Origin of the sequence: Streptomyces sp. NPDC096324 (assembly GCF_044763015.1) — a bacterium.
Classification (GTDB): Bacteria; Actinomycetota; Actinomycetes; order Streptomycetales; family Streptomycetaceae; genus Streptomyces.
This window is the reverse complement of the sequence record NZ_JBIWFK010000002.1, coordinates 691,742-711,774: the sequence shown is the minus strand read 5'-3', so window position 1 is coordinate 711,774 and position 20,033 is coordinate 691,742. Positions and strand designations below refer to the sequence as shown.

Here is a 20,033-nt window from a genome sequence, read left to right as displayed (position 1 = left end):
ACCGCCGTCGGCCTGTCGTCAGACCACCGCGGGCCGCCGTCGGCCTGTCGTCAGGCCACCGCCGGACCGCGCCGGTCCGTGCGGCAACCCGTCGGCGTCAGCCCAGGCGCGGGATCTCGATGGCCGGGCAGCGGTCCATGACCATGTCGAGTCCCGCGGCGCGCGTCCGCTCGTACGCGGCCTCGTCGATCACGTCGAGCTGGAACCAGACGGCCTTGGCGCCGACGGCGACGGCCTCGTCCGCTATCGGCCCGGCGAGGTCGCTGTTCACGAAGACGTCGACGACATCGACCTCGAAGGGAATGTCCGCGAGCGAGGCGTACCCCTGCTCGCCGTGGACGGTCTCGGCCTTCGGGTGCACGGGCACGATCCGCTTGCCGTAGCGCTGGAGGACGTCGGCGACGCCGTGGGCCGCGCGCCGCTGGTTCGACGACAGCCCGACGATCGCCCAGGTGTCGCCCGTCTCGGTCAGGATCCTGCGGATCGTCTCTGCGTCGCCGTACACGCTCGGCCTCCAGGGGGAATCGGACGGTGCCTGCAATCAGTGTCTGCCAGTCTCGTCAACAGTGAGCGGAGCGCGCTGATTCCGCCCACCGTGCGCTCGCAGATGGTCGAGCAGCAGACGGTTCAGCGTCTCGGGTGCCTCCTCCGGGATCCAGTGGCCGAGGTCCGGCAGGATCTCGAACCGGTACGGCCCGTCGACCCAGCGCGCTGTCTCCCGCGCGGGGCCCGGCCCGAACGCGGTGTCGCCCGTGCTCCATACGTACAGCGTGGGCACCTCGACGGCGCCGATCTCGCCGTCGGGGCGGCCGGACCGGTACCAGTTCAGCGCCCCGGTCAGGGCGCCCGGCCGGGTCAGATGCCGCACATAAGCGTCGATGCTCGCCCGCGGGATCCTGTCCCCGTAGAGCGAGCGGAGCAGCCGGGCGTCGTCGGCCAGCATGCGATGCTCGGTCGCGGGCGCGTCGCGCCAGTCCCTCATGTACTGGGACCGTGCGCGCTGGTCGTCGTCCGAGCGCAGAGCCTCGGCGAGGGCGCCCGGGTGCGGGGTGGAGACGACCGTCAGGGTGCGTACGCGGCCGGGATGGCCGGCGGCGGTCCACCAGGCCACCGCACCGCCCCAGTCGTGGCCGACGAGGTCGAACGTCGGCCAGCCCAGCTCCTCGGTGATCGCGACGACGTCCGCGACCAGGACACCGATGCGATAGTCCTCGGCCCGCTCCGGGCGGACCCCGGGGGAGTAGCCGCGCTGGTCGGGCGCCACGACGCGGTAGCCCTCGGCCGCCAGCTCCGCGATCTGCCGCCGCCAGGCCAGACCCGTCTGCGGGAAACCGTGCAGCAGCAGTACCGGGCGGCCGTCGGGCGGACCCGCCGCGACGGCGTCGAACACACCGGCGGCGGTGGAGATGCTCATCCCGTTCACGGTTCACTCCTTCATACCGACTGGTCGGTCAGCTTTCCGGTGCCGGAAGCGGATTGTCAAGGCCGCGTCCGCGTCCCGCGCGACGAACGCCCGGTCCTGCTCCCCGAACCCGAACGGACCGTACGACAAGCGCTGTTCAGGGCCGTGGCCGCCCCGTCCGTCGTCACCGCGGGCCCGGTTCCGGTGGAGGGCCGGGGCCGGCGCGCGGGCGCGTGTCCGGAACGGCACCCCACCTCCCCGCACCCGCCCGCGCGTCCGCCTAGGCTCACCCCGTGCTCCGTATCCTCGACGCCCGAACGGGCGAACCCGTCGACGCCGCCCTCGCCCGCCGCGGTCTCGTCCGTGTCCACGCCAGCCCGCCCGGGTCCGGGTTCACGAGCCTGCGCGTGCTCCTGGTCGCCGACGTCCTGATGCGGGCCCTGGAGATCGGCGGCAACCCGGCCTGGGCGACGCTGACTTCGGCGCCGGATCCTGCGGAGACCCCGGATCCTGCCGAGACCGAGGACCGGACGGCCCCGGGGAGCCGGGACGCCTCCTGGGGTGAGGCGGGGCTCCGGGCGCGGGCCGCCGAACTCGGGATCCGGCCGTTCGAGGATCACCGTGACACGGAACCGGGACCGGAGGCGACGCGGACCATCGACGTGGTCGCCCAGGGCGCCGAAGCGACGGCCGGGCCACGCGTCGAGGTGGCGCGGGTCGACACCGGGCATGGTTCCGCCGACGTACCCGGGGATTCCACCGCGCTGCGGCTGGCGCTGCTCGCGCGGCGACGGGATCTGCCGCTGAGCCTCGACACCGAGGTACTCGCCGAGGCGGAGGACACGCTCAGGCGCTGGCGCGCCGCCGTCGCCGGATGGGCGACGCGGCCCTCCAAGCCGATCCCCGAGGACGTGCGCCTGCGGTTGCGCGCCGCCTGGGAGGACGACCTGGACGTGCCCGCCGTGCTGGACGTGCTGCGGTCGGTGGAGACGTCCGGCATCCCGGAAGGAGCCAGATTCGAGACGTACGCCCACGCCGACCGGCTGCTCGGCCTCGAACTCACCCGCGAGATCGGAGCGTCGCTGTGACCGTGCGCGCGGCCGGTGGGCCCAGGCGAAGACTGATCGTCCTGCGGCACGCCAAATCCGCCTGGCCCGACGGGGTGCCCGACCACGAGCGGCCGCTCGCCACGCGCGGCCGTCGTGACGCCCCGGCCGCCGGACGCGCCCTGGCGGAGGCCGACCTGCTGCCGGACCTCGCGCTGTGCTCGACCGCCGTACGTGCCCGGGAGACCTGGGAGTTGGCGGCACGGGAGTGGGGCACCCCGCCGACCGTACTGCTCGACGGGCGGCTGTACGGGGCAGACGTACCGGAGTTGCTGGAAGCCGTCCGCGAAGTCCCGGAACACGTACGGACCTTGTTGGTGATCGGGCACAACCCGGGGCTGGAGGAACTGGTCCTCGAACTGGCCGGGGACGGCCTCGACGACACGGTGGACCGGGTCCGCGGGAAGTTCCCGACCTCGGCCGTCGCGGTCCTGGTCTGGCACGGCAGCTCCTGGCACGAACTCGGCACCGGGGAAGCGCTGTTGACGGACGTGGTCGTGCCGAGGGGCAAGAAGGAGTGAGCCCGGCGCCGGGCGCGGCCCGGCGACCCGCCGCGGTCCCGGACGGAGCCGGGGGCGCGCTGGTGACCCGTCCGCCGGGCGGGCGGGCGCGTCCGCTCCTCGACCGTCGAGGTCTCGTACGCGGTCCCGGCCCCGCACACGGTTCCGGTCCTGGTTCCTGCCTGTCGGCGGTGCGCGCGGCCGGTGTGACCGCGGACTCCCGCGCGGCCCGCGTATGCCGTCGCGGGTCCTCGGCCCACCGCCGCGCGCGGCTGCGATCGGTGACCGTCGGGCTCGGGCGCCGTCCCGGCCCGTCGGTCAGGCCCGCGCGCAGCGCATACGCTGGCCCGATGCAGGACGAGTACCGCACAGTGGCCCACGCGGGCGTGCACGAGACCGAGGTCAACCGCTCCCGATTCCTGTGCGCCCTGGCCCCGGCCGCCACCGAGCGGGAGGCCCAGGACTTCATCGCCGCGGTGAGGAAGGAACACGCGGACGCCACGCACAACTGCTTCGCGTACGTCATCGGAGCCGACGGCGCCGTGCAGAAGGCGAGCGACGACGGCGAACCGGGCGGCACCGCGGGTGTCCCCATGCTCCAGATGCTGCTGCGCCGCGACATGCGGTACGTCGTCGCCGTCGTCACCCGCTACTACGGCGGGGTCAAGCTGGGCGCCGGCGGACTGATCAGGGCGTACGGCGGCTCGGTCGGCGAGGCGCTGGACGCGCTCGGCACGATCACCCGCCGCCGCTTCCGGCTGGCCACGGTGACCGTCGATCATCAGCGGGCCGGAAAGGTGCAGAACGATCTACGGTCGACCGGCCGTGAGGTACGTGATGTGCGTTACGGCGAGGCCGTCGCCATCGAGATCGGGCTGCCGGACGCCGATGTGGAGTCCTTCCGGGCCTGGTTGGCCGACGTGACCGCGGGGACGGCCGGCTTCGAGCTGGGCGGGGAGGCCTACGGAGACGCCTGACAATTCGGGCAATCCCGGATGAACAGGCGCATGGTCGTGACGGTCAGGGTGGGCCGATACGGGAGTAACCGCCCGTGATGTCAGACCCGGCCGTTACCCTTCGGGGATCATGAGGCTCCTGCACACTTCCGACTGGCATCTGGGCCGGGCGTTCCACCGGGTGAACATGCTCGACGCCCAGTCCCGCTTCATCGGCCATCTCGTCACGACCGCGCGCGAGCGCGACGTCGATGCGGTGGTCGTCTCGGGAGACGTGTACGACCGCGCCGTGCCGCCCCTGGCCGCGGTCCAGCTCTTCGACGACGCCCTGAACCGCCTGGCCGACCTCGGTGTGCCCACGGTGATGATCTCGGGGAACCACGATTCGGCGCGCAGGCTCGGCGTCGGCGCCGGACTCATCGGGCGCGCGGGCGTCCATCTGCGCACCGACCCCGCGGGCTGCGGCACCCCGGTGGTGCTGGCCGACGCCCACGGCGACGTCGCCTTCTACGGCCTGCCCTACCTCGAACCCGCCCTGGTGAAGGACGAGTTCGCGGTGGAGAAGGCGGGCCACGAGAGCGTGCTGGCGGCCGCCATGGACCGCGTCCGCGCCGACCTCGCCGGCCGCGCGCCGGGCACCCGCTCCGTCGTCCTCGCCCATGCCTTCGTCACCGGCGGCGAGGTGAGCGACAGCGAGCGGGACATCACCGTCGGCGGCGTCGCCTCCGTGCCCGCCGGGGTCTTCGACGGAGTCGACTACACGGCGCTCGGCCATCTCCACGGCAGCCAGACCATCACCGAGCGCGTCCGCTACTCGGGGTCCCCGCTGCCGTACTCCTTCTCGGAGGCCGACCACCGCAAGACCATGTGGCTCGTGGACCTCGGCCCCGACGGCTCCCTGGCCGCGGAGCGGATCGACTGTCCCGTGCCGCGCCCGCTCGCCCGTCTTCGCGGGCACCTGGAGGACCTGCTCGCCGATCCGGCGCTGGAGCGGCACGCGGACGCCTGGGTCGAGGCGACCCTCACCGACCCGGTGCGGCCCGCCGACCCCATGGCGCGGCTGGCCGAGCGGTTCCCGCACACGCTCAGCCTCGTCTTCGACCCCGAACGCTCCCCGCAGACCCCGGGCGTCTCCTACGCCCGCCGGATCGCGGGCCGCAGCGAGGAGCAGATCGCCGAGGACTTCGTGGCCCATGTGCGCGGCGTGGGTCCCGACGCCCGGGAGCAGGTCGTGCTCCGGGACGCGTTCGACGCCGTCCGGGCCGACGAGACCGCCCGGTGACCGCACGTCCGCCGCACACCCAGGGGGCGACCCGCCCCGAGACCGAGGGAAACCGATGAGGCTGCACCGCCTGGACATCACCGCCTTCGGCCCGTTCGGCGGTGCCCAGAGCGTCGACTTCGACGAACTGTCCGCCGCCGGACTCTTCCTGCTGCACGGACCCACGGGCGCGGGCAAGACCTCCGTCCTCGACGCCGTCTGCTTCGCGCTGTACGGAGCGGTTCCCGGCGCCCGGCAGAGCGGTCAGGGCCTCGGCCTGCGCAGCGACCACGCGGCGTCCGACACCCGCACCGAGATCCGCCTCGAACTCAGCGTCGCCGGACGCCGGCTGGAAGTCACCCGGCAGCCGCCCTGGGAGCGACCCAAATTGCGCGGCAAGGGCATGACGACCGAGAAGGCCCAGAGCTGGCTGCGCGAGTACGACTCCACGGCCGGCTCCTGGAAGGACCTCAGCCGCTCCCACCAGGAGATCGGCGAGGAGATCACCCAGCTCCTCGGCATGAGCCGCGAGCAGTTCTGCCAGGTCGTCCTGCTGCCCCAGGGCGACTTCGCGCGCTTCCTGCGGGCCGACGCCGAGGCCCGCGGCAAACTCCTCGGCAGGCTCTTCGACACCCACCGCTTCGCCGAGGTCGAGAAGCGTCTCGCCGAGCGGCGCCGCGCCGCCGAGGCCGAAGTGCGCGCCGCGGACACCGCGTTGCTGGCCGACGCGCACCGCATGCAGCAGGCGGCCGGGCGCGTCGTCGAGGAACCGCTGCCCGACCTCACGCCCGGCGACCCGGGCCTCGCCGAGTCGGTCCTCGCCTGGGCCGCGGTCGCCCGCAGCACCGCGCGCGAGGCCCTGACCGTCGCCCATTGCGCCCGGGGATCCGCGGAATCGGCGCAGGCCGCGGCGGACCACGTGCTCGACGACGTACGCGAAGTGGACCGGTTGCAGCGCCGGTTCACCGAGGCGCAGGAGCGAGCCGCCCGGCTGGAGCAGCGCGCCGACGCCCACAACGCCGCCCGGACGCGCATGGAACGAGCGCGCAAGGCCGAGGCCGTGGCCCCCGCGCTCGACCTGCGCGACGCCGCCGAGGCGGAGCACCGGCGCGCGTCCGCCGAGGAGACCCGCGCGCGGGCCGCCCTGCCCGAGACGTTCGCGGGTGCCGGAGCGCCCGGTCTCGCGGTCGCCGCGCGCAAGGCCGCCGAGGAACTGGGCGGCCTGGAGTCGGCACGCCGCGCCGAGCGACGCCTCGGTGAACTCGGCTCGGAACGCGCCTCCTTGGACCGCCAGGAACGCGCCGACGAGGACGTCCTCCAGGACGCCGAGAGCTGGCTCGCCGACTGGGAGGAGACCCGCGCGGGCGTCGAGGCGCGGGTCGAGTCCGCGCAGGAGGCCGCGGCGCGCGCCGAACAGCTCGCCGTCCGGCGCGAACCGGCCGTCAAACGGCTCGCCGCGGCCCGGCTGCGCGACGAGCTGGCCCGGGACACCGAGGCCGCACACGCCCGGAGCCTGGCCGCCCGCGAGCGGGCCACGCAGGCACACGCCCACTGGCTCGACCTGAAGGAACAGCGTCTCCAGGGCATCGCCGCCGAACTCGCCGCCGGTCTGGTGGACGGCGAGTCCTGCGCCGTGTGCGGTGCCACCGAACACCCGGCGCCCGCCCGGAAGATCGCCGGCCATGTCGACCGCGAGACGGAGGAGCGGGCTCTCGCCGCTCACCGAAGCGCCGACGAGCAGCGTGCCGAGGCCGAGCGCCGTCTCGGCGTCGTCCGCGAGGCGCTGGCCGCCGCGACCGCCGAGGCGGGCGACGCACCGACCCGGCAACTCGAGGAACAGGCCGAGGAACTGGAGTGCCTGCACACCGAGGCCCGGACCGTGGCCTCCGGGCTGCACGCCGCGCGCGAGGCCCGCGAGCAGGCCGAGCGGGAACACGAACGGCGGCTGACCGCCCAGCAGGAGGCCGCCCGCCGCGTCGCCGCGAGGACCTCGCACCGCGAGGTCCTCGACCGCGAGAAGGCTTCACTCGAAGGGGAGTTGGAGCAGGCGCGGGGCGCGGCCGGGAGCGTGTCCGAGCGGGCCACGCAGTTGGAGCGGCAGGTCGCGCTGCTCACCGATGCCGCGGAAGGCGTCCGGGCGGCGGAGGACATCGCGCGGCGCCTGAAGGACGCCGACGCGCGTCTCGCCGACGCGGCCTTCCGCGCCGGTTTCGAGACCCCGCAGGCGGCGGCCGCCGCGATGCTCGACGACGTGGCCCACCGTGATCTGCAACGGCAGCTCGACGCCTGGCAGTTGGAGGAGTCCTCGGTACGTGCCGTGCTCGCCGAGGCGGACACCACGGCCGCCGCGCGGCGCCCTCCCGTCGACCTGCCGGCCGCCGAGCGGTCGGCCGAATCCGCCGCCCGGCGGCTGCGGGACACCGCGTCGGCGCGGGACGCGGCGGCCCGGCGCTGCACCGAACTCGACACGCTCTCCACCCGTGCGACTGGAGGAGCCCGCAGGCTCGCCCCGCTGCGCGAGGAGTACGAGCGCGTGTCCCGCCTCGCCGGTCTCGCGGCCGGCACCTCGGCGGACAACGAACGCAGGATGAGGCTGGAGGCGTACGTCCTCGCCGCCCGGCTGGAGCAGGTCGCCGCCGCCGCGACGGTCCGCCTCCAGCGGATGTCCTCGGGGCGCTACACCCTGGTGCACTCCGACGACCGGGCGGGCCGCGGACGCAGCGGGCTCGGACTGCATGTCGTGGACGCCTGGACCGGACGCGAGCGCGACACGGCGACGCTTTCCGGCGGCGAGACCTTCTTCGCCTCCCTCGCCCTCGCCCTCGGTCTCGCGGACGTGGTCACCGACGAGGCCGGCGGGGTGCGGCTGGACACGCTCTTCATCGACGAGGGCTTCGGAAGCCTCGACGACCAGACCCTCGACGAGGTGCTCGACGTCCTCGACTCGCTGCGGGAACGCGACCGCAGCGTCGGCATCGTCAGCCACGTCGGAGACCTGCGTCGCCGCATCCACGCCCAGCTCGAGGTGGTGAAGGGGAGAACGGGGTCGGTCGTACGGCAGCGGGGCGCGTGATCGTCGCCGGGGCCGGGCCGTCCCGGGCCGTCGCCGTTCCGGCCGTTGCTGTCCCGACCGTCGGCGCTCCGGCGGTGGCCGTTCCCGCCATGGCTGGGCGGTCTAGTGGCCCAGCGGACGGCGCGGCAGCGGTGAGGAGTAGACGACGCTCGTCGTCACCGACCCGAGCGTGCCGATCTTGCCCGACACCGTCTCCAGATGCCCCATCGACCGGGCGGCGACCTTGATGACGAAGCAGTCGTCGCCCGTGACGTGGTGCGCCTCCAGGATCTCGGGTGTCACCTCGACGAGATCGTGGAACGGCTTGTAGTTGCCGTTCGGGTATCTGAGCCGGACGAACGCCAGGATCGGCAGCCCCAGACTCTCGGGGTCCACGACGGCCGCGTACCCCTGGATGACACCCGCCTCCTCCAGGCGGCGCACCCGCTCGGTGACCGCGCTGGCGGACATGGAGACGGCCCGTGCCAGCTCGGCGAAGCTGGACCGGCCCTCGCGCTGGAGGACGTCGAGGATGCGCCAGTCGGTGGCGTCCGGGGAATACGCGGTCATCCCCGATGAATACCAGGAGAATCCCCGGCCGATCAACAGCACCACCGTGGATCACCACTTCAGGCCGCAGGCCGGCGCCCGTAGATTTCTGGTCGGGAAGTCCCGCGGGGTGAGGTGCGGAGGAAGCACCGGGGTGGCAAGGGCGGCATCCGTCCGGCGGGACCACGGTTCACGGAAAGGCCAGGCCATGACGGCGACTGCCGAGGGCATCACGAAGAACACGGCGACCGGTTCCACGCCGACGACTAACCCCGTCCTGCGGGTGCCGCCGGCGTCGCCGGCCGCGGCCGCCGCCCACTTCGGCGCGAGCCTCGCGTTCCACGCGGACGTGTCCGACGTGGCGGCGGCCCTCGCGGCCGGCGGCGACCCCGGGTTCGTCGTCCTCGACTCCCGTTCCACCGCGTCGTGGGACCAGGGGCACATCCCGGGCGCGGTCCACCTGCCCACCGCGCTCATCACCGAACAGGCCGAACGGCTTCTGGACAAGTCGGTGCCGGTCGTCACCTATTGCTGGGGACCCGGATGCAACGGCGCGACCCGCGCGGCCCTCGCCCTCGCCGAACTCGGCTTCCAGGTCAAGGAGATGCTCGGCGGCTTCGAGTACTGGGCGCGCGAGGGCTTCGAGTTCGAGACCTGGCAGGGCCGTGAGCGCCGCGCCGAGGACCCGTTGACGGCACCCGTGGACGCGGAGGACTGCGGCTGCTGACCCAGGGCGACGGGGGCGGACCGACGTGTCGGCCCCCGTGTTCCCGCGGTGTCCGGATTCCGTTTCCCGGAGGCCGCCTGTCCTGGGGAGGCGGACGTGTGCCGTGTAACTTCTGCGCATGCCAAGATACGCGGACCCCGGTGCGGTCCAGTGGGTGGAGTCGGGCGGCGGACCCCTCATAGCGATACCGGAGACGGTTCTCCCGTTCTGGTCGGGGGCCGACGGTGACGACATGTCCTGCGACTACGACCGGGCCTGTGACGTCGACGGGTTCATCGGGCTCCTGCCCGTGGGCGACACCAGGGCCCTGGTCCTCGGCGACGAACCCGCCTCGACCGCCTACCTCCCCGAGCACGGCGCCTTCGTCCGCTGGTGCGCCGCCGATTCCGAGGACGAACTGCTCGCCCTCGTCCCGGCGGCCCTGTCACAGGCCAGGTGGGAGCCGGAAGTGGAGTGGACGGTGCCCGGCCCCGTCGTCCTGTTCGACGCCGCCTGGCCCGGCACCGCCTCCGGAAGCACGGATCACCTGCGGGTGACGCTCGAACCGGGCCGGTACGGGGTTCGCGCGGCCCACGTCGAACCGGGACCCGAGACGTGGGTCGGACTCGTCCAACTACGCCGCCTGACGCCCTGACGCCCTGACGCCGAGCCACCCCGGTGACGTGCGCGGCGGCCGCGAGCCGGCCGCCGCGCGGGCCCGTCAGAGCCGGGAGAGCTCGTCCACCAGGTCGTCCAGGCCCAGGGAACCCTGGGACAGGGCGGCCATGTGCCAGGCCTTGGCGTCGAACGCGTCACCAAGGCGCTTCTTCGCGTTCGCACGGCCCAGCAGCCAGGCGCGTTCGCCGAGCTTGTAGCCGATGGCCTGGCCGGGCATCGTGAGGTAGCGGGTCAGCTCGCTCTCCACGAAGTCGGCCGGCCGGCTGCTGTGCGCGCCGAAGAACTCCTGCGCCAGGTCCGGAGTCCACCGCTCGCCCGGGTGGAAGGGGGAGTCGGCGGGGATCTCCAGCTCCAGGTGCATGCCGATGTCGACGATGACCCGGGCGGCCCGCATCATCTGCGCGTCGAGATAGCCGAGCCGCTGCTCCGCGTCCGTGAGGAAGCCGAGCTCGTCCATCAGCCGCTCCGCGTACAGGGCCCAGCCCTCGCAGTTGGCGCTGACCTGGCCGACGGTGGCCTGGTAGCGGGACAGGTCGTCGACGACGTACGCCCATTGCGCGAGCTGGAGGTGATGGCCGGGCACCCCCTCGTGGTACCAGGTCGAGACGAGATCGTAGACGGGGAAGCGGGTCTGCCCCATCGTGGGCAGCCAGGTGCGGCCCGGTCGCGAGAAGTCCTGCGAAGGGGCGGTGTAGTACGGGGCCGCCGCACCGCCGGGCGGCGCGATGCGGGACTCCACCTTCCGCACCGGCTCGGCGAGTTCGAAGTGCGTGCCGTCCAGGGCGGCGATCGCCTCGTCCATCAGCGCCTGGAGCCACTGCTGGACCTCGTCGACGCCCTCGATGTGCCGGCCGTGCTCGTCGAGGTGCGCGAGGGCGACCCAGGGCGTGGCCGCGCCGGGCAGGATCTTCTCGGCCTCGGTCCGCATCTCGGCCAGGAGACGGTGGTACTCGGCCCAGCCGTACGCGTACGCCTCGTCGAGGTCGAGATCCGTACCGTTGAAGTAGCGCGCCAGCCGTGCGTACCGCTCGTGGCCCACGGTGTCCGGCGCGCCCTCGATCGTGGGCGCGTACACGTCGCGCATCCAGTCCCGCAGGGCGATCACGGCCTCCGTCGCGGTGTGCGCCGCCGCGTCCAGCTCCTCGCGTGCGGAGTCGGGGCCCGCCGACACGAAGTCCTCGAACCAGCCGAGGCCCGCTCCGTCCGTGTCCGACCACTCCGTGAGTTGTTCGACGAACGTCGCGGTCGGCCGCGGTCCCGCGTACAGCTTGCGGTCGAGCCCCAGCGCGAGGGACTCCCGGTAACCGGCGAGCGCGTCCGGTACCGCGCGCAGCCGCTGCGCGACCGTGGCCCAGTCCTCGCCGGTCTCCGTGGGTGTCAGGGTGAAGACCTGGCGGACCGAGTGCACCGGTGTGTGCAGATTGCCGACCGCCCGCAGGCCCTCGCCGGCCTCGTGGACCGCGAGCGCGGCGGTGAGCCGCTCACGCAGCAGCCGGGCACAACGGCGCTCGATGTCACGTTCCGCGCCCGGCCGCCGCTCCGCCTCCTCCAGCCGGGCGAGGGTCACCCGTGCCAGCTCGGCGACGGCCTCCTGGCCGGCGGGCGAGTTGTCGGGAAGCCTGCTGTGGCTCTCCTTCACACCGAGATAGGTGCCGAGGACCGGGTCGAGGGCGATGAGCTCGTCGACGTACGCGTCGGCGACCTCGCGGGGCAGCGGGTTCTTCGTCTCTGACATGCGCACATCCTCATACGGGCACGGGCGCCGCGTCAGCCCGCTCAACCGGGCTTGTGACCGCGTCACCCGGATTTGGCCGGGGACGACGGGCCCGTCGCGGCCGGCGGCAGCAGCGGACCACAGTCCCACTGCTGGAATATCAGCCGCGTCTCGACCCGTGCCACCTCGCGCTGAGAGGTGAACTCGTCGAGCACCAGCCGCTGCAGATCCGCCATGTCCGCGACCGCGACATGCACGAGGTAGTCGTCGGGGCCGGTCAGATGGAAGACGGTCCGCGACTCCGGCAGCACCCGGATGCGGTCGACGAAGGGCCCCACCAGCTCCCTGCGGTGCGGCCGGACCTGCACGGACAGCAGCGCCTCCAGACCCCGTCCGAGCTTCGCCGGGTCCAGCCGCAGCTGATGGCCGAGAATGACTCCCGCCCGGCGCAGCCGGGTCACCCGGTCGAGGCAGGTCGACGGCGCGACGCCGACCTGAGCCGCGAGATCGCGGTAGGTCGTCCGTGCGTCGTTCTGCAGCAGCCGCAACAGATGAAGATCCACCGGATCGAGTACGACAGAATCGGCCATGGCGCGAACGTAACACGGGATCCGCCGCCGAAAGCCCGCCCGGTGTTCAGGCTTCGGCGCATGGACTCCGTTGTGTACGACACGCAGGGCGCGCAGGACGCGCACGACGACCTGAGCGGAAGCGGCCGCCAGGTCATCACGGCTCCGGCCAGGGCACTCGCCACGGAAGCCGTGCACGCCGGCCGGGAGGATCTGGCGGCCCTGGGGCTGCACGCGGCCCCGATCGATCTGTCCACCACGTACCCCTCGTACGACAGCCGCGGCGAGGCCGCGCGGATCGACGCCTTCGCGGCCGACGGCGCCGAACCCGAGGGCCCGCCCGTCTACGCCCGCCTCGGCAATCCGACCGTCGCCCGCTTCGAGACGGCCCTCGCGCGCCTCGAAGGCACGGAGAGCGCGGTCGCCTTCGCGAGCGGCATGGCCGCGCTGAGCGCCGTCCTCCTCGTACGCAACGCGATGGGCCTGCGCCATGTCGTCGCCGTCCGTCCGCTGTACGGGTGCAGCGACCACCTCCTGACGGCCGGGCTGCTCGGCACCGAGGTGACCTGGGTCGACCCGGCCGGGATCGCCGACGCGCTGCGGCCCGACACCGGCCTCGTGATGGTCGAGTCCCCGGCGAACCCGACGCTCGCGGAACTCGACCTCCGCGCCGTGGCGCACTCCTGCGGGACGGTCCCGCTCCTCGCCGACAACACCTTCGCCACCCCCGTGCTGCAACGCCCCGCCGAGCACGGCGCGCGACTGGTCCTGCACAGCGCCACCAAGTACCTGGGCGGCCACGGGGACGTGATGGCCGGTGTGGTCGCGTGCGACGAGGAGCTGGCGCGGAAGCTGCGCCAGGTGCGGTTCGCGACGGGCGGCGTCCTGCATCCGCTGGCCGGCTATCTGCTGCTGCGCGGCCTGTCGACCCTGCCCGTCCGGGTCAGGGCCGCGTCCTCGAACGCCGCGGAGCTCGCCCGCAGGCTCGCCGACGATCCGCGCGTCGCCCGCGTCCACTACCCGCGCATCGGGGGCGCCATGATCGCCTTCGAGGTGCACGGCGACCCGCACGACGTCATCGCCGGAGTCCGGCTGATCACTCCCGCCGTGAGCCTCGGCAGTGTCGACAGCCTCATCCAGCACCCTGCCTCGATAAGCCACCGCATCGTCCCCACGGCGGACCGCCGCGACGCGGGCGTCAGCGACCGTCTGCTGCGCATGTCGGTGGGCCTGGAGGACGTGGACGACCTGTGGTCCGACCTGGACTCGGCCCTGGGGTTCCACGGCGGGGAGTGAGGACCGGGGGAACGGACCGGGGGAACGGGGGGAGGGAGCGCCCCGGCACCTGATGGTGCCGGGGCGCTCCCTGGTTGGGGGATGTGCCGGTCGCGCCGGGGCGCTTGACGCGGTATCGGCGGTTCCGGTGGCAGGTGGCCGGTGGCGCCGGGATGTGGGGGTGGCATCGGTGGTATCGGCGCGGGGCGCCGGTGGCCGGTGCTGTGCTGTGCTGTCGGTGGCTCCAGGCGTGTTCGGCGGTTGGGTGGTGGCCGATGGAACCGAAGGTGTTCGGGCTAGCCGCGGCGGTTTCCTGTTCCGGGACCGCCCGTCTCCGTCGCCGCTCCGCGCCGGCCGTGACCGTGGCGCTCGGCGTACGGCGACGTCACCGGTGGCGTGTCCAGGCGGGCGGTGATGACCAGGGTGCCCTCCTCGATCTGGTAGTCGAGCGGGAGGCCGAGGCCGCGCATGGCGGCCACCATGCCGGTGTTCGACGCCTGCGTCACGGCGTACACGCTCGCGCAGCCGGCCTCGACGGCCATCGCCACCAGGCGGCCGAGCAGTTCGATGCCGATTCCGCGCCGCTGCCATTCGTCCTCGACGAGCAGCGCGACCTCCGTCTCGTCGCCGTCCCAGAGCAGATGACCGAGCCCGACGATCCTGCCGGACGCCGTACGCACCGCGAGAGTGCGCCCGAAACTGGGGCTGAGCAGGTGGTTGAGGTACCGGTCCGCGTCCCCGACGGGGCCGTGGTACCGCATGCTCAGCGTCCGCGGCGAGCAGCGCTCGTGCATCGCCTTGGCGGCCTCGACGTCCGAGACGTCCGCGCGCCGCACGGTGATCGCGTTGCCCTCGGGCAGCGTCAGCATGTCCTGTCCGCGCGGAACGCGCGGGCCGAGCCGGGCGTCCAGTTCGACCAGCGCCCGCGCCCGGGCGAACTCGGTCGGCGTGAACGGCAGATACGGCCGCTCCACCGTGATCACACCGCCCTCCGGCGCGCGCAGCCGCATCACCGTGTCCTCGAGTGCCCCCTCCACGGGAGCTCCCTGCGTCGCCCGGCCGGAGACGGGGGAGGTCGCGGGCAGCGAGCGGATCGTGCACCGGCCGAGCAACTGCCGCAACGCGAGGGGAAGTTCGGAGGCGTCGAGGGCCGTACGGGTGGCCAGGCCGAGCACCCGGGTCGGCGCGTCCACCAGGTCGTGGGCGTCGGCCCGCTCGATCCAGGTCGATGTGCCGCCGGCCTGCGCCACGCTGCGGGTGATCTCGGCGGTGGCCAGCTCGGCGGGCGCGCGCAGCAGGAACTCGTCGACCGTTCCGTCGGCCAGCGGGTGTGTCTGGAGGCTCAGGATGTCGACCTGGCGCTCCGCGAGCGCCGTGCAGAGCGCGGCGAGCGAACCCGGCGCGTCCTTCACCGTCGTCCGCATCCGTAGCAGCACGGTCGCCTCCACGACCGGCAGGGGCGTGGAGGCCGTCGCGTCCGCCCCGGAGGGCTCGCCCGTTCGCCCGTCCGAGGGCGGCCGGGCGCCGGTATCGCTCGTCGGCGGAGCGTGACCGTGGTGGCGTGCCCACCATGTGTGGAATCCGGCCGTGGCGACCAGGAACACCGCCGAGATCGCCAGCAGCGCGGGACCGTCGGGCCCGTGCCCGATCAGGTTGGCCACTCCGTCCGCGACCGCCACGGCCGTGAACAGCGCGGCGAGTTCGACGACGTCCCGTCGCCAGTGGTGAACGGGCCGTCCGTGCTTCGCACGCGTCACATCAGACATGTCTGGAGTCATACAGTCACTGTGAAGGAATGGTGTTGCGTGATCACGAACGGCTTGTGACTGATCGGTTAAGTGTCATTCTGTCCGATTTGCAGTTCTTTTTACGGGTCTTTTGCCTCGAACGCGAGACCTGGCTGCCCACCTGGTCAGGGCCGCCGGACCACCGCCGGCCCTGAGACGGGACCTTCCGGCGCGGGGCGGCGACTCCCCGTATCGGGCGGCGGCTCCCCACGTCAGGCAACGGCTCCTTGCGTCAGGCAACCGCCTCCCGGGTCAGCGCGGTCCGCAGCCGTCGGGCCTGGGTCACCACCCTGGACGAGCCCTGCCGTTCGGCGGTGCCGGCGAGATGCGCGAGATCACCGTGTGCCCCGGCCCGCTCGGCGCAGTCGGCGGCGATGGCCAGCAGCTCACCGAGCCCTCGGACCGCGCCGCTGCCCGCGCCGCCGCCCACACCGTCGGCGGCGAGATCGGCGAGCAGGGCCGGCAGCAGAGCCCGCAGCACCGACCAGACCGTGGCGTGCGCACCCGTGGCCGCCGCCGTGCGTATCGACTCGGCCAGCCGGGACTTCTTCAGCGCGCCCCTGAGCACCAGTTCCCCGAGGTCCGCGCCGAGCCGCCCGGCGTCGAGCTGTCCCCGGGCGGCGAGGACCAGCAGGGCGTCCACCGCGGCGAGCCGGTCCTCTGGATGCCGGGCTCCGAGCCCGTAGGCCACGCACAGATGCAGTGCTTCACCCGCCGTGCCGTCGGCCTCGGCGAGCAGCGGCAGCACCGCGGTGTGCATACGGCCGTCGTCCACCGCGGCTGTGCCGAAGTCGCTCAGGAGACGCGCCGCCACCAGTTCCCGGCGTCCCGGGAGGACGGCGGGCCAGTACTGCCGGTGCGTGCCGTCCCAGTGCCAGCAGTACGAGCGGTCCTTGAACGCCGTGAGGGGGCGGCCCAGCGGCCGGAACTCCCTGGGGAACAGGCCCTGTATCTCTTCGAGCTCGCCCAGTTCCAACAGGACGCGGGGGCCCGAGGTCCGTCGGCGGATCGTCGGGAGCGGCGGCGCTTCGGAGGTGAGCCACTGGGCCAGGCGGTATCCCTCCGGGCTGCCGAGGGCACGGGCCCGCGTCGCGGCGGCCGCCGCCGTCACGGCGTCGTCGCGCCGCACGCGCAGAAGCGCCTGCGCGAAGTCGGCCGTTCCCGGCCGGGCGTCGAGCCGTCGGTACTCGGTGAGGCGTTCCACGAGTTCGTCCGGCTCCAGCAGCCCGCTGTCCCAGGTGGGAGTGGCCAGCAGGAACGGCATCGGTTCGGTGCGGAGACGGTAGGCCGCCTCCCACAGGCGAGCGTCGAGGGCACGGGACAGCGCGCCGTGATGGCAGTTCCCGCTCGCCGGTCCCTGCTGCACCGCCGCATGGAGCGTGGCCATGCCGACCCCCTCGAACAGGGCCGCCAGGACGACTTCTAGACCTTGCGCCGATTCACGGAAGCTTCGGTCCACGACCGGGTAGCTCGGATCGCGGTCCTTCCACCAGCAGCGCGCGACCACGGGGCCGAGGGCCTCCACCAGCGCGTCCCGGTCACGGTGAGCATGGCGGACCAGGCCGTCCAGGGCGCGCTCGAACGCGGCGACCCCACCACCGGAGGCCATGATCGCGCCGACCTCCTCGGCCAGTTCGGCCGCCGACTCCGGTGCCGCCGCCAGCCGCTCCCGCTCCGGAACCGGCGGCAGTACCTCCTCCTGGACCGTCGAAGCGGAGCCCGGAGCCTCGATGCCGAGGGCGCGCCGCGCCCGCAGCCGCAGCCCCGGGCTCAAGTCGGCGCTGAGGTCTTCGAGTCGAGCCCGCGCCTCGTCCGGGTCGGGGAGGGCGCCGGCATGGCGCTCCACCAGCTTCAGCGCACGCTCCTGCACCTCCGTGTCCTCGTGACCGAAGGCCTCCGCCGCCGCGGGCAGCAGCACGCCGGCGGCGGACGGATCACGCTTGAGGACCTTCCCCAGCAGGACGAGCTGGGCGCGCACCAGCTTCTTCTCCGTACGGAACAGCACACCCGAGGACATCTCGGCGAGCTGCCGGGGCGTCAACTCGCCGTCCAGCGCGAGAGAGGCGAGCACCGACTGCGCGTGCCAGGCGACGGCCGGCACTCCCTGGCAGGCGAGCGCCGTCCAGTCGGCGGTGCGCTCGCGTTCCTCGTCACGCGTCGGCGCCAGGGACGACAGCAGCCGCAGGAACATCCGCTGGTCGGCCGGTGCGCCCCCGCGCAGCAGGCGCCCGACACAGGCGTCCACCAGGACCTCGCGGTCGAGGATGCCCTCCTCGGCCAGCTCCGCGAGGGCGTCGGACCAGCTCCCCGGTCCGTCGCCCCACAGCCAGGCGATCCGGCTCGTGACCTCCAGCGACTCGAAGAGCGCGGTGATCAGCACGGACAGATGTGGCTCCTTGCGCAGCCGCTGTGCCACGGTGTCTCCGCTGTGCCAGGAGGCGCCGATGTGCTCCAACCAGCCCTGGACATAGGCGTCGGTCGTCGGAACCGCGCAGCCGGACAGGCTCACCAGCCCCGACAGCAGGGCGAACGGAACCCGGGACGTCGTCGGCCGGGCGGCGAGCCGGTGCGTCAGATCGGCGAGCCAGCCGGACTCGCGGTCGCCCAGGACGTGGAGCAGGACACCGGGGGAGGCCTGGGACCAGCGCATGTCGACGCCGGCGATCCAGGTCGCCGCGCCGGCGGCGCCCGTGTGACACGCCGCGCCCGCCGCGTGCAGCGCGGGACAGGCCACGCGGGACGCCGCGTTCCACGGCGCGGACCGCAACTCCTTGCGCAGCTCCTTCAACGCGGGCAGGCAGGACCGGCGTTCTGCATCGGTCATCCCGTCCAGGAGCCCGGCGGCCTCGACCGTCCGCCCCGCCCGTACCGCCTTCAGCAGTGCTTCGTCACTCATCGTCCATCGCCCCCGTCGAACGCAACTTCCTGGAATTTCCCGCATTGCCCGGCGGCCGGGGCCGCCTCGTGCCCGTCTCCGTGTTCGACGCGGGCGCCCCGCCGCACCATCCGTACCGCCAGAGCGTGCTTGCACGGCCCGCGGCCGCCCCGGTACTTCGCCCACCACAGGCAGGAACAGCTCAGCGTTCCCGCGTCGTCGCGGACCCGGTGCACATGCCCGTCGTCCGCCGTCACCGTGCCGATGGCCCCGTCCAGGGCGACCGCGCCCGCGGAGACGAGGGCGTGGGCCGACCGCAGGCGCGGGTTGTGCCGCTCGACCCGCCCCGCGTCGTAGGGCAGTTCCCGATGGAAGTACGCGGCTTCCGCGGTGTCGTAGCCCACGCGCCCCGATGTGCCCAGCCGGACCAGGGCGGCTCTCACGCGTTCGGCCGGCAGGCCGGAGGCGGCGGCCAGGTCACCCACGTCGACGCGGGGTTCCCACGCCAGCAGCACCGCGATCAGCTCGGCGTCCTCGGCCGCCTCGTCGGTGGAGAGGGCGTCCAGCACCCCACCCTCTCCGGAGAAGCCCCGGGACGCGTCCGGCGAGAGCGTGAGCGTCAGCCGCATTCCGGGGAGGACGGCTTCCCATGCACCGGCCACGGCGGCGGCGTCGCCGGTGACCGGCGGACCGTACACGCGCAGGGCCGTCGCATGGCGCAACACCCGCTGGAGAGCGATCAGCCGGTCGGGTCCGGGCAGGCAGACGGCTCCCGGAACCGGCCGGGTGGTCGGACGGAGTCCCCGGCCCGCGGGCACCACCCACTGAGGGCCGCCCGGCCTGCCGCGCGCCGCGCCGCGCGGGAGCGAGCGCAGGAACCGCACGGCCTCGGCCGCGGGCAGTTCGGCCCGCAGGTCGAATCCGGCCGCCGTCACCTGGGCCTCGGCGAATCCCCGCAGCCAGCGGTCGGGCAACGGCACCTTCTTCTCCACCACCGGTCCGTCCAGCGTGGTCACGGCCATCTCGTCCGGGCCCACCCGAAGGTGCAGCGGATCGTCCGTGCCGATGCGGGAGAGGGCCTCGCGCAGCGGGTTGTTGACGTCGACGTTCGTCGTCCCGTGCCCGATCTCGGCGCCGTCGAGGCCCGGTGTCAGCACGTCAAGACGCGCGTACACCCCGCCGCAGCCGGAGAAGGACTCGAACCGCAGACGGTCACCGTTGCCCGTGACCACCGGGTCGAGGGACGCCCGCAGTTGCGGCTGGTAGTAACGCGTCGCGGCGACATCGGCCACCGCCAGCAGACCCGCTGCTGCCACCTGAGGTGACGTCAGGAAGCCCGCGAAGAACCGCGGATGGTCCTCGATCCCCGTGGGCGTCGAGCCCCGCGAGGTCTCGAGACCCAGCCGCCGCCCACCGGGCACGGACTCCAGGGCGGAGGGTCGGGTGTAGGCCACGGCCTGCAAAGATCGCGTCATGCAAAAACCGTAGAGGCGACCACTGACAATCGCCTCTGACCTGCAACGACTTGCCCGCCGGGCCGACGGGACGGGACGTCACGGGGTGGGTCCGCCGTGCCGGGCGGCCGGGGTGGGACCGGCGCGCG

Annotated in this window: 16 protein-coding genes; 8 read left to right on the top strand and 8 right to left on the bottom strand. The window is 73.4% G+C overall.

Annotated features, from left to right (window positions below):
• Window positions 1-97 precede the first annotated feature (97 nt).
• Window positions 98-505, bottom strand: a complete 408-nt coding sequence (locus ACIQ7M_RS06600; RefSeq protein ID WP_389837404.1) for a CoA-binding protein — start codon at window positions 503-505, stop codon at window positions 98-100.
• Between the two features lie 36 nt (window positions 506-541).
• Entirely contained in the window at window positions 542-1,414 is an 873-nt protein-coding gene (locus ACIQ7M_RS06595) for an alpha/beta fold hydrolase (RefSeq protein ID WP_403640933.1), read from the bottom strand.
• A gap of 281 nt (window positions 1,415-1,695) precedes the next feature.
• Here ACIQ7M_RS06595 and ACIQ7M_RS06590 point away from each other — a divergent pair, with 281 nt between their 5' ends.
• From ACIQ7M_RS06590 to ACIQ7M_RS06570, 5 genes are all read left to right on the top strand, one after another.
• A complete protein-coding gene (locus tag ACIQ7M_RS06590) occupies window positions 1,696-2,490 on the top strand; it encodes a hypothetical protein (RefSeq protein ID WP_403640425.1) in 795 nt (264 codons plus the stop codon).
• On the top strand, window positions 2,487-3,029 hold the full coding sequence (locus ACIQ7M_RS06585; protein WP_403640422.1) for a SixA phosphatase family protein: 543 nt from the start codon (window positions 2,487-2,489) through the stop codon (window positions 3,027-3,029). Before ACIQ7M_RS06590 ends, ACIQ7M_RS06585 begins: the two co-directional genes overlap by 4 nt.
• A 329-nt stretch (window positions 3,030-3,358) precedes the next feature.
• On the top strand, window positions 3,359-3,985 hold the full coding sequence (locus ACIQ7M_RS06580; protein WP_355770799.1) for a YigZ family protein: 627 nt from the start codon (window positions 3,359-3,361) through the stop codon (window positions 3,983-3,985).
• 109 nt (window positions 3,986-4,094) lie between these two features.
• A complete protein-coding gene (locus ACIQ7M_RS06575) occupies window positions 4,095-5,246 on the top strand; it encodes an exonuclease SbcCD subunit D (protein ID WP_403640419.1) in 1,152 nt (383 codons plus the stop codon).
• Between the two features lie 55 nt (window positions 5,247-5,301).
• Window positions 5,302-8,298, top strand: a complete 2,997-nt coding sequence (locus ACIQ7M_RS06570) for an AAA family ATPase (RefSeq protein ID WP_403640416.1) — start codon at window positions 5,302-5,304, stop codon at window positions 8,296-8,298.
• Window positions 8,299-8,400: 102 nt separating this feature from the next.
• On the opposite strand, the gene ACIQ7M_RS06565 is transcribed toward ACIQ7M_RS06570, so the two are convergent.
• Window positions 8,401-8,847, bottom strand: coding sequence for an Lrp/AsnC family transcriptional regulator (locus ACIQ7M_RS06565; RefSeq protein WP_261704188.1), 447 nt, complete (start codon window positions 8,845-8,847; stop codon window positions 8,401-8,403).
• 187 nt (window positions 8,848-9,034) lie between these two features.
• Between ACIQ7M_RS06565 and ACIQ7M_RS06560 the strand changes: the two genes are divergently transcribed.
• Both ACIQ7M_RS06560 and ACIQ7M_RS06555 read left to right on the top strand, forming a co-directional pair.
• The gene (locus tag ACIQ7M_RS06560; RefSeq protein ID WP_403640412.1) at window positions 9,035-9,553 is read left to right on the top strand and encodes a rhodanese-like domain-containing protein; all 519 of its coding nucleotides are present in this window, start codon (window positions 9,035-9,037) and stop codon (window positions 9,551-9,553) included.
• A gap of 118 nt (window positions 9,554-9,671) precedes the next feature.
• Window positions 9,672-10,187 (top strand): immunity 21 family protein, encoded by a 516-nt coding sequence (locus ACIQ7M_RS06555; protein WP_403640409.1) that lies wholly within the window; start codon window positions 9,672-9,674, stop codon window positions 10,185-10,187.
• 66 nt (window positions 10,188-10,253) lie between these two features.
• Here the strand turns inward: ACIQ7M_RS06555 and ACIQ7M_RS06550 are convergent, their stop codons facing one another.
• Together ACIQ7M_RS06550 and ACIQ7M_RS06545 are read right to left on the bottom strand one after the other, a co-directional pair.
• A complete protein-coding gene (locus ACIQ7M_RS06550; protein ID WP_403640406.1) occupies window positions 10,254-11,945 on the bottom strand; it encodes a DUF885 domain-containing protein in 1,692 nt (563 codons plus the stop codon).
• A gap of 62 nt (window positions 11,946-12,007) precedes the next feature.
• Window positions 12,008-12,514: an Lrp/AsnC family transcriptional regulator gene (locus ACIQ7M_RS06545; protein WP_355775773.1), complete on the bottom strand. Its 507-nt coding sequence runs from the start codon at window positions 12,512-12,514 to the stop codon at window positions 12,008-12,010.
• Between the two features lie 60 nt (window positions 12,515-12,574).
• On the opposite strand from ACIQ7M_RS06545, the gene ACIQ7M_RS06540 reads away from it, so the two are divergent.
• Window positions 12,575-13,789: a trans-sulfuration enzyme family protein gene (locus ACIQ7M_RS06540; RefSeq protein WP_403640402.1), complete on the top strand. Its 1,215-nt coding sequence runs from the start codon at window positions 12,575-12,577 to the stop codon at window positions 13,787-13,789.
• Window positions 13,790-14,064: 275 nt separating this feature from the next.
• On the opposite strand, the gene ACIQ7M_RS06535 is transcribed toward ACIQ7M_RS06540, so the two are convergent.
• The 3 genes from ACIQ7M_RS06535 to ACIQ7M_RS06525 form a co-directional block, all read right to left on the bottom strand.
• On the bottom strand, window positions 14,065-15,534 hold the full coding sequence (locus tag ACIQ7M_RS06535; protein WP_403640399.1) for a GNAT family N-acetyltransferase: 1,470 nt from the start codon (window positions 15,532-15,534) through the stop codon (window positions 14,065-14,067).
• Between the two features lie 253 nt (window positions 15,535-15,787).
• Window positions 15,788-18,451, bottom strand: coding sequence for a DUF6493 family protein (locus tag ACIQ7M_RS06530; RefSeq protein ID WP_403640397.1), 2,664 nt, complete (start codon window positions 18,449-18,451; stop codon window positions 15,788-15,790).
• Window positions 18,448-19,905, bottom strand: a complete 1,458-nt coding sequence (locus ACIQ7M_RS06525) for an SWIM zinc finger family protein (protein ID WP_403640394.1) — start codon at window positions 19,903-19,905, stop codon at window positions 18,448-18,450. The genes ACIQ7M_RS06530 and ACIQ7M_RS06525 overlap by 4 nt, the downstream gene beginning before the upstream one ends.
• Window positions 19,906-20,033: the final 128 nt, after the last annotated feature.

Coding starts and splice junctions, on each gene's coding strand:
- ACIQ7M_RS06535 (WP_403640399.1), bottom strand. CDS start 15,534: ATGTCTGATGTGACGCGTGCGAAGCACGGACGGCCCGTTCACCACTGG.
- ACIQ7M_RS06570 (WP_403640416.1), top strand. CDS start 5,302: ATGAGGCTGCACCGCCTGGACATCACCGCCTTCGGCCCGTTCGGCGGT.
- ACIQ7M_RS06550 (WP_403640406.1), bottom strand. CDS start 11,945: ATGTCAGAGACGAAGAACCCGCTGCCCCGCGAGGTCGCCGACGCGTAC.
- ACIQ7M_RS06525 (WP_403640394.1), bottom strand. CDS start 19,905: ATGACGCGATCTTTGCAGGCCGTGGCCTACACCCGACCCTCCGCCCTG.
- ACIQ7M_RS06565 (WP_261704188.1), bottom strand. CDS start 8,847: ATGACCGCGTATTCCCCGGACGCCACCGACTGGCGCATCCTCGACGTC.
- ACIQ7M_RS06555 (WP_403640409.1), top strand. CDS start 9,672: ATGCCAAGATACGCGGACCCCGGTGCGGTCCAGTGGGTGGAGTCGGGC.
- ACIQ7M_RS06580 (WP_355770799.1), top strand. CDS start 3,359: ATGCAGGACGAGTACCGCACAGTGGCCCACGCGGGCGTGCACGAGACC.
- ACIQ7M_RS06560 (WP_403640412.1), top strand. CDS start 9,035: ATGACGGCGACTGCCGAGGGCATCACGAAGAACACGGCGACCGGTTCC.
- ACIQ7M_RS06575 (WP_403640419.1), top strand. CDS start 4,095: ATGAGGCTCCTGCACACTTCCGACTGGCATCTGGGCCGGGCGTTCCAC.
- ACIQ7M_RS06545 (WP_355775773.1), bottom strand. CDS start 12,514: ATGGCCGATTCTGTCGTACTCGATCCGGTGGATCTTCATCTGTTGCGG.
- ACIQ7M_RS06595 (WP_403640933.1), bottom strand. CDS start 1,414: ATGAGCATCTCCACCGCCGCCGGTGTGTTCGACGCCGTCGCGGCGGGT.
- ACIQ7M_RS06540 (WP_403640402.1), top strand. CDS start 12,575: ATGGACTCCGTTGTGTACGACACGCAGGGCGCGCAGGACGCGCACGAC.
- ACIQ7M_RS06530 (WP_403640397.1), bottom strand. CDS start 18,451: ATGAGTGACGAAGCACTGCTGAAGGCGGTACGGGCGGGGCGGACGGTC.